Origin of the sequence: Armatimonas sp. (genome assembly GCF_043760365.1) — a bacterium.
Lineage (GTDB): Bacteria > Armatimonadota > Armatimonadia > Armatimonadales > Armatimonadaceae > Armatimonas.
The window spans coordinates 1-8,508 of record NZ_JAYUPA010000894.1; the positions used below are offsets into that span (position 1 = coordinate 1).

Annotated in this window: 4 protein-coding genes and 2 pseudogenes; 2 read left to right on the forward strand and 4 right to left on the reverse strand. The window is 59.7% G+C overall.

Annotated features, from left to right (window positions below; genetic code table 11):
• On the forward strand, window positions 1-2,403 hold a 2,403-nt coding region (locus ACH2EH_RS22240), incomplete at its 5' end, for a helicase-related protein (RefSeq protein ID WP_395145187.1).
• A 6-nt stretch (window positions 2,404-2,409) separates the two neighbouring features.
• Here ACH2EH_RS22240 and ACH2EH_RS22245 read toward each other — a convergent pair.
• The gene (locus ACH2EH_RS22245; protein ID WP_395145189.1) at window positions 2,410-3,018 is read right to left on the reverse strand and encodes an HD domain-containing protein; all 609 of its coding nucleotides are present in this window, start codon (window positions 3,016-3,018) and stop codon (window positions 2,410-2,412) included.
• Between the two features lie 57 nt (window positions 3,019-3,075).
• Here ACH2EH_RS22245 and ACH2EH_RS22250 point away from each other — a divergent pair.
• Window positions 3,076-3,863: pseudogene (locus ACH2EH_RS22250) on the forward strand (plasmid pRiA4b ORF-3 family protein).
• 42 nt (window positions 3,864-3,905) lie between these two features.
• Here ACH2EH_RS22250 and ACH2EH_RS22255 read toward each other — a convergent pair.
• The 3 genes and pseudogenes from ACH2EH_RS22255 to ACH2EH_RS22265 form a co-directional block, all read right to left on the reverse strand.
• Window positions 3,906-4,745, reverse strand: coding sequence for an SWIM zinc finger family protein (locus tag ACH2EH_RS22255; RefSeq protein ID WP_395145191.1), 840 nt, complete (start codon window positions 4,743-4,745; stop codon window positions 3,906-3,908).
• A 12-nt stretch (window positions 4,746-4,757) separates the two neighbouring features.
• Window positions 4,758-7,778 (reverse strand): DEAD/DEAH box helicase, encoded by a 3,021-nt coding sequence (locus tag ACH2EH_RS22260; RefSeq protein WP_395145193.1) that lies wholly within the window; start codon window positions 7,776-7,778, stop codon window positions 4,758-4,760.
• Between the two features lie 50 nt (window positions 7,779-7,828).
• Window positions 7,829-8,508, reverse strand: a pseudogene (locus ACH2EH_RS22265) (hypothetical protein); the annotation flags it as partial.

Consider the following 8,508-nt stretch of genomic DNA (forward strand, 5'->3'; position numbering starts at 1 on the left):
CGCATGCTACGCCCTAAAGAGCACTCTGCCCAGGTTCCTCATGCAGAGCGCGAGAAGATCGAGAGTCAGTTCAAGGCGGAAACGGGCGAGGCGATCAACACCTTGGTCTGCACCCCAACCCTAGAGCTGGGCGTGGATATCGGTGCTCTGGACACCGTTCTCATGCGGAATGTGCCTCCGCTCCCCGCTAACTACTGGCAGCGAGCAGGGCGAGCAGGGCGGCGGCACCGCATGGCGGTCAACCTCACCTACGCTCGCACCACAAGTCACGATCTTGCGTACTTTACCGAGCCTCTGAAGATGCTAGAGGGCCGTGTCGAGCCGCCGCGCTTCAACCTCCGCAACGAGCTCATGGTCGCCAAGCATGTCCATGCGACCATTTTCACGCGCCTCAACCAGCTCCTCAAAGACACCACTCTGACGCCTAATGAGCGCGCCGAGATGGCGGAAGTCATCGCCACGGCCATTCCCAAGCAGGTACGCCTCTACCTCTTCGAGGACAGTGGGCGTGTGCGTGAGAAGCCCTACGATGTCGCTGCGTTCGGTACACTTCTCCAGACCCACCGGGCGGACTTACTGAACTACATCACCCGTACCTTCGAGCAGGGCTGGCCTGCTGAGGATGCCGACACGGTCACTGCCGAGCGGCTCGCCGCCTGCCTCGATGGTACGAGCGGCGAGCTCCAACGGGTCATCGGCACACTCCACAAGCGCCTGCACTGGTGCCTAGGGCAGATGCGGCGCTTGGACAGCCAGCGAGCCGCACAAGGAACCCTGAAGCCCGACGAAGACGCGCTCTATCGGCGCTGTGATCGCTTGGTTAAGCGGCTCAAGGGCGAAGCGCGGCAAGCACGCAATCAAGCGCAAGGCTACGACGATACCAACACTTTTGCAGCATTGGCAGCCGAGGGCTTTCTGCCAGGCTATGGTTTAGAAATAGGGAGCATTCTTGGCACGGCCTTACTCGCACAGTCTTCCCCCGGCGAGAGCGACTTCGAGCTCCCCCGGCCAAACGCGATGGCACTGCGTGAGTATGTTCCAGGGAATCTCATCTATGCCAACGGGCACCGCTTCGTCCCACGCTACTTTCACCTGGAAGCCCAAGATCAAGATGCCTCCCTCGGTTTTCAGGTAGACCCCATTAACCAGACAGTTCAGGAAGTGGGCACGCTCACGCAAGACGGCGCGGCCACGCTCACCACCACCCTGTTCCCCGCCCTTCCCATCTGCGATGTGGATCTAGCGCACGTCTCGCATATCGGGGACGATGAAGATTTCCGCTTCCAGCTCGGGGTGGATGTCTACGGCCACGAGCGCAACCGGCACGAAGGGGGCAATGCCTACCAGTGGGGTGAGCGCACCCTCCACCTTAGGCGCGGTGTCCACCTGCGCCTGGTCAATGTCGGTCCTTCATCGCTCGTAGCGAACGGCGCGCTGGGCTACCCCGTCTGTCAAGTCTGTGGCCAGAGCCGCTCCCCTTTCTCCTCAACTACCGAGCAAGACCACTTCAAAACCGATCACGAGACCCGCTGTGGTCGCCCCATAGAGCATGTCGGATTCTACGCAGATTTGGTCGCAGATACCCTCTCACTGCCCGAGTGTGCCACCCGTGAAGAAGCCTACTCGCTTGCGGAAGCCCTTCGTATTGGTGCGTCCCTGGTGCTAGAGATGGATCGGGAAGACCTCGATATTCTGGTGATAGGGCAGCCCGGTAGCGACCAAGCCACCGCGCTCCTCTTCGACCCCATGCCTGGTGGCTCAGGATTGTTAGAGCAGCTCACCACACGATTCGCCGAAGTCATCCTCGCAGCAAGTACCGTCGCGGGTAGTTGCCCTGGTGGCTGTGAGCGCTCCTGCATTGACTGCTTCCAGACCTTCCGCAATGCCTACTTCCACAAGCACCTCAACCGGAAGCTGGTCTGCGAGAAGCTGGAGCAGTGGGGAAGCACTCTCACACTGAGCCATACAATCCCACCGAAGACCCCAACACTTGTGCCCACGGGCACTGAACTCCCCGTAAACGCTGCCGAAGCCCGCCTGCGCCTACTCCTAGAGAACGCAGGCTTTCCTGAGGCCGATTGGCACAAGCAGATTTTATTGGGCCACCCGCTGGGCTCAACGTCACCCGACTGCTTCTACCCCGATGACGATGGAGGAATGGGAACCTGTCTCTATCTGGATGGCCTCAGCAAGCACATTCACGGAAACAAAGCAACTCAAGAGAAAGATCGAAATATTCGTGAGGAACTCGATAGCCGAGGCTACACTGTGCTGCGCATTGTGGCCACCGACCTCTGGGATAAAGAGAAGATGCGCCTCCACTTTGTGAAGCTGGGCAAGCTGCTAATCGGCAAAGACCAAGCGAAGAAAATCGGTGAGGACACTGCCTGGTTCGAAGATTAGGGGGCCTCAGCCAGCCGCATGCTCCAGCTCTGTAACTGCCCTCTCGTACTCCGCTATAAGGGATACCAGCCCAGGTCGGCCCACAGTTAGTGAGCTGGCTGATAGTGTTATAAAGCAATTTGAGAGAGCACGGTAGTACCAAAGTGTCCCCGGTTTGCCCGCCTTGAATCGCGAGAAGACCGCGTCGCCGCTCTGGTGGATGTCGGCCAGAATGCTGTGTGCATTAGCAAGCTTATCCGCACAGGAAACCAACAGAATGGAGGCGGTTAGGTGCTCCTCTGTCAGGTGGGCTAGATAGGCTTCCTTACGTTGCTGCCAGCCCGCCACACTACTTCGATCTACTCCAGGCACATCATCTGTACAGCCTGCTACTGTTTGGGCAACGGTAGCTCCAAACTGGGCAGTCAGGCCCTCCACAGTGGCGTCTGAATCTTCGAGAGCATCATGCAGGAGGGCAGCAATAGCCTCCTCTTCATCGGCTCCGTATTCTATCGCAATTCCTGTGACAAGGAGCAGGTGGGAGATATACGGAATCTCTGTCTCTTTGCGCTTCTGAAAGCGATGTAGCTCATGTGCAAGGACAAGGGCATCGGAAAAACGGGTGGTGTAGATCATAGCGTTTCCTCTCCTAGAACGTCGCGACGCACATACGCCTGAAAGGTCACTGTGTCGGTGAAACAGCGAAAGCCCGCGCCACTCACCGCGCTCGCGCTCGCCTCTGAGGTGATTGAGGCTGAGCTTGCCACAATGGAGCCTTTGGCTTTTGGTCCAACACAGTCGCGCTCTGTGCTGGCGACGATGAACCAATTCGTACAGTCTATTGATTACTACGCCGAGGATAACACCTTGGAGGGGATCGCACAGCACTTGGGCGATGGGATTCTGGGGCCGCTGGAGTGGGAAACGCCTCACGCTGTCGCACGCTTTTTACTGGATCCCGTGATGGTGGAGCAGGAATCCCGCGTCGTCTACCAGCTTAAAGTAGCACTTGTGGAGTCCGATCCTCCGATCTGGCGACGACTGCTTGTTCCCTCAGGCTACACTCTGTGCCAGCTTCATGGAGCGATCCAGGCGGTGATGACCCAGAGAAGGAGCTGGGCTTTCAAGACGACAGGGGCGTGACTTTACTACGTGCTCTGCCGCCGATGGAGTCCACGTTTGAGTATGTCTACGACTTTGGCGACCACTGGGTTCATGAAGTTTTCGTCGAGAAGCAGCTTGTGGCTTCTGAAGCAGGAGCTGTCCCCACTTGCCTGGAGGGCGAGCACGCCTGCCCGCCTGAGGACTGTGGCGGCATGTGGCGCTACCAGGAGATTTTAAAAATACTCGCCGATCCCACCCGTATAGATGAGGACGAAGCGGAGGAGCTACAGGGCTGGCTGGAGTGGGCAGGAGAAGATTTCAATCCTGCCCACTATGATCTTGAACTTGCCAACCGCCGTCTTCGGCTCCTACGCTAGTGACACCTCCCTACGGTTAAAGCCGGGGCACTCTCGCATTTTTCAGGTAGTTTCTTCTCTCTGAAGAGAGAGACGCTCCGTTGCGGTATTAAGCCCAAGGGTAAGAGCTTCGGCAAGTGGCAGTTCCCCACGCCAGAAAGGGAAAGGGCCAAGGCGGTGGAGCAGTGGAGCGGAGAGAGGCGGGTGATGGAGTCCTCCGGTGCTGGGGAGCGCGGCGACTCTCCCTTCCCAGAAAGTCAGCATTTCAGTGGGGAGTGGCTCGGGTGCTTCGAATGGAGCTTCGTCCGCCTGGGTAACGACACCCCCTGTCAGGGTGGTAAGGAGCTCTTCACGGCCCTTTCCGCGCAGGGCGAAGATCAGAAAGGGATCACGGTCTAGTTCCTCCGCTAGCAGGCAGAAGACCGCTGCGGTGTGCTTGCAGGGATCGCCCCAATCCGGGCAGGAGCACTCCGCCTGAATCTCGCGCTGCCGGGCAGGAAAAAGCGAGAGCTTAGCGGCTTGAAAGACCTCTTCGATCTCCTCAGGCAGCTCCCCTCCCAGCAAGCGCGCGATGAGAGAGGGCTCCGCTCTCAGACGCTCGATAACGCGCTCCCACTCGGGGCCGGTGAAGTCTTTCAGGGAGATGGTGATGTTGTAGGGGCGCGACTGGGAGCCCTGGACGGTGGCAGCAACGGCTCCCGAAGTGCAGTCTAGGGTGAGAACCTGCCCACTGCGAGCGTAGGAGCGTCCCCGCGCCAGCCGCGACTCCATCCCAAACGACTCCAGAGTCTCCATCCAGCGACGGCCCCACCAGGTCTCGCCAAACGCGCCTCGTTTCGAGCGTGCCTGAATGCCACCCTTTGCTTCTTTGCGGCGTGTTGGCTTGTAGTATCCCCAAGACATGGTTACTTCTCCTTACCTTTCTTCTTTTTCTTCTTGCACGGCACGCTCGCGGGAGAGTGCAAAAAGACTCTTGATCTCGCCCGTCGAGAGCGCGGTGAGCCACTGCTCGCCACTGCCGATAACGCTGCCCGCCACGTCTCGCTTGCTGGCAATCAAGGCCGCGATACGCTCCTCTAACGTCCCCTGACAGACGAACTTATGCACAATAACATTGCGTTTTTGTCCGATACGAAATGCTCGATCTGTTGCCTGGTCTTCCACGGCAGGGTTCCACCAGCGGTCAAAGTGGATAACTTGCGAGGCCGCCGTCAGGTTTAGCCCAACGCCACCCGCCTTGAGAGAGAGCACGAAAAACGGGATGCGCTCCTCAGCCTGGAAGCGCTCCACGAATTTATCGCGCTCTTTCTTTTGCACGCCGCCATGAAGCAGTAAGACTTCTCGACCGAACGTCTCCCGCAGGTGCTTCTGCAAGAGCATCCCCATCTCGGCGAACTGGGTGAAGATCAGGGCTTTCTCCCCGGAGGCCAAGAGCGCCTCGCCAAGCTCTGTCAGGCGCTCCAGCTTTCCAGAGCGCCCTGCCAGCGGGGAGCCATCTGCGAGAAACTGCGCCGGGTGGTTGCAGAGCTGCTTGAGCTTCATCAGGGTCGAAAGAATCAGCCCACGGCGCCCAATTCCCTCGGCATCTTCCAGGCGCTCGGTCATATCGCGCAGCACGGCTTCATAGAGGCTGGCCTGCTCTGCTGTCAAAGGGCAGAACGCGTCTTGCTCGATCTTGTCGGGCAGGTCTGAGATAATGCTTTTGTCGGTCTTCATGCGCCGAAGGATCAGCGGCCCGGTGCGCTGCTTGAGGCGGGTTGCCGCGCTTTCGTCGCGCTCCTGCTGGATGGGGAGATAGAAGTCTCTCTTGAAGGCACGCTCGGAGCCGAGTAAGCCGGGGTTGAGAAACTCAAAGAGTGCCCATAGATCACCAACATGGTTCTCGACAGGCGTTCCCGAGAGAGCCACACGCCACTGGGACTGGAGCGCTCTTGCCGCCTTGCTCTGGCGCGTCTCCGGGTTCTTGATATTCTGCGCCTCATCTAGTACCACGCCGGTAAAGACATAGCTTGCCAACTCGTCGCTGTCTCGGTGCAATAAAGCGTAGCTGGTGAGCAGAATATCGCACTCGCCCAGCGCCTTCTCCAGCGCTTTGCCGTGTGCTCGCTCCGGGCCATGGTGCGCCAGAACCGAGAGCGAGGGGGCAAAGCGTGCGATCTCACGCTGCCAGTTTCCCACCACGGATGTCGGGCAGACGATAAGATTGGGTTTGGGCGAGTCGAGAAGTAGCGCGATGGTCTGTGCGCTCTTTCCCAGGCCCATGTCATCAGCCAGGCAGGCTCCCAGCCCCAGATCGGTGAGAAAGCGTAGCCAGGCATAGCCGCGCTCTTGGTACGGGCGCAGGACTCCGGTAAAGCCTTCGGGAGTGGGGCGCGGCTCTAGCGCTTGCTCGCCGGTGAGCCGTGCCAGCAGTGTGCCCACTTCTCCTTCACCACTCACGCTCTCCACCTCTATGGGAAGCTCGCTCACGCCCAGGCTCAGGCGAATCAAGTCTTTCAGAGAGAGTTCCTTGCCGTCTTGCCTCTTCCAGAACGCGAGGGCTTTTTGCAGCTCCGCCTGGTCGAGCTGCACCCACTGGCCCCGCACCCGCACCAGAGGCTGCTTGGCTTTGGCGAGGCGCTCCAGCTCTTTCAGCGTAAGAGACTCTCCCGCCAGCGTGAGCTCGTAGTCGAACGCGACAAGGCTCTCTAGGGTGAGGCCACTCTTGCTCCCCTGCATCTTGGGATTCTTCGCCGTAACCCGGCTGGTAAGCCTGGGGCGCTGCCGTCCTGTCCACCAGCCGGGAAGCTGCACCACAAAGCCAGTCTGCTCTAAAAGCGCGGCTCGCTCGGTCAAAAAGCCATGTACTCCAGAGAGGGAAAGCGCAAAGCCTGTGGTCGCCGGTGTCTTGAGGCTCTGGCCGACTTCAGGACAGACGCGCGATGCCTCGCCGAGAGCCGTGAGGAGAAACTCCTTGGGGCGGAACCCCGGCACGCTGAGAAGGGATGACAGTGCGGCTTTTCCGCTCCAGGCGGCTTCGGCGGGAACAAACAGGCTCGGGTCGGCGGCGGACTGAAGGAGATAGTGCACCTGCCAGGGAGTGGTCTCCGGGGCATCGTGGGGAGGCTCTTCCAAACGTAGGCACAGGCGAAACGGTGAGGCCAGTGAGAGAAACAGCGGGCGCTGCCAGGAGCGCACGGTTGCGGCAAACTCCGTCAGGGCTTTCGCCTCCCCTGTGAGCTGACTGTTGCTTGCTTGCAGGGCATGGAGCCACTGGTGGTGCAGGCTGGCGAACTCCCGTGGCTTTTTGGGGCTTGTGCTGGGGCGAACCAGTGTGTCGCAGAGCCGGGTGAGCACTCGCTCCAGCACCTGACTTGCGGGTTTCTGGGGTGACTCGTTCCCCTGGGTGAGAGCGCGGCATGCACCGGGCATGGCTTTTGCAAGCGCCGCAAAGCGGCGTGCATCCTCCCCCGTGAAGACGGGTCGCCACTGAGCAAACCACTCGCCTTCTTCCTCCATTACACCGGTAATGAGTTGCTGGTGCACGGTGAGCGCAGTGGCGAAGCGAAAAACGGTGGCCCAGTACGCTAGCGAGGCTCCGAGGCGAACACCCGGCTCCAGCACTTCTTTTTCCTGGCAGGCCGTGAGCACTCCAACCAACTCGGCTTCATCCAGGGGAAGCGCAGTCACTTGCCAGGGCATCAGTGTCGGTACACCCTCGGGTGTCTCGCTCAGCAGGGGGCTACTGGGCAAGGGCTGTCCCTTCACCGTCGGCAAGAACGCATTCGCTTTCCAGGCATGTCTTGCCAGTGATGCAGATGTGTAGAGACGTAGCACCTCTGCGAGTCGCTTTGCGCCGGGATCGTAGGGAGATAGGGGCGCTTTCGCTCTCGCCTCGGATTGCTCGCCCCAGATCAGAAGGGAGCCTTGTTCTTCGCTCGCGTGTAAGATTAGCATGGATTTGGTTGTATTATCGGCTAGAGACCACGGTTCTTTCTGTGAGAGGGTTATGACAGGATACCACCTGCCAAGACCATCGAAAGGCGGTGCAGGCGCTCGGGAAGTGCGTGCCCGACTTCATCAATCCCTGTCGGGATTGCGAAGGGGTTGGATAGACCCGAACCTTTCAAGGCATGACAGAGAGAGGCATCGAGACGCAGCCACCGTGAGGAGCGCAAGTAGGAGCTTCCTAAGCTCCCATCGGCTATCGTCTCTAGCGCACTGACAAGCGTGGGCAGAACCACACTCCAGGCAATCCACTCTGGCACGGGACGATCCAGCCCACCCAACAGGAACGCCTGCCAGCGGGATCGCTCCAGAGCGTAACCCTGGCGACCTGATCCAACGAGAAACTGGCCTGTATGAAGCGCTTTCAGAAGGGCGTGGGCCGTTGCAGAGGCACAGGCTGTAGCCCGAGCCAGCTCCCGTGCGCCGACAACCTGATGGGTCAGGAGATAGGCAATTGCCTCAGCGCGGGGATCTACGCCAAAGAGTGCCCGTAGCTTCAGAATCAGTGCTACCGGCAGATCTATGCGAGGCGTAACCGAGAGGCTCCGCAGGCCGATAGGCGAGCGTAGGAAGCCCGCCCTCAGGAAATGGGGGTCGCTCGATCCAAATAGAGGGAGTGGGGAGCCATCCAGATCCAGGAAAAAAGGTTCAGGGGGATTCTGGGCAGTGTCCCTCTGCA

Coding starts and splice junctions, on each gene's coding strand:
- ACH2EH_RS22245 (WP_395145189.1), bottom strand. CDS start 3,018: ATGATCTACACCACCCGTTTTTCCGATGCCCTTGTCCTTGCACATGAG.
- ACH2EH_RS22260 (WP_395145193.1), bottom strand. CDS start 7,778: ATGCTAATCTTACACGCGAGCGAAGAACAAGGCTCCCTTCTGATCTGG.
- ACH2EH_RS22255 (WP_395145191.1), bottom strand. CDS start 4,745: ATGTCTTGGGGATACTACAAGCCAACACGCCGCAAAGAAGCAAAGGGT.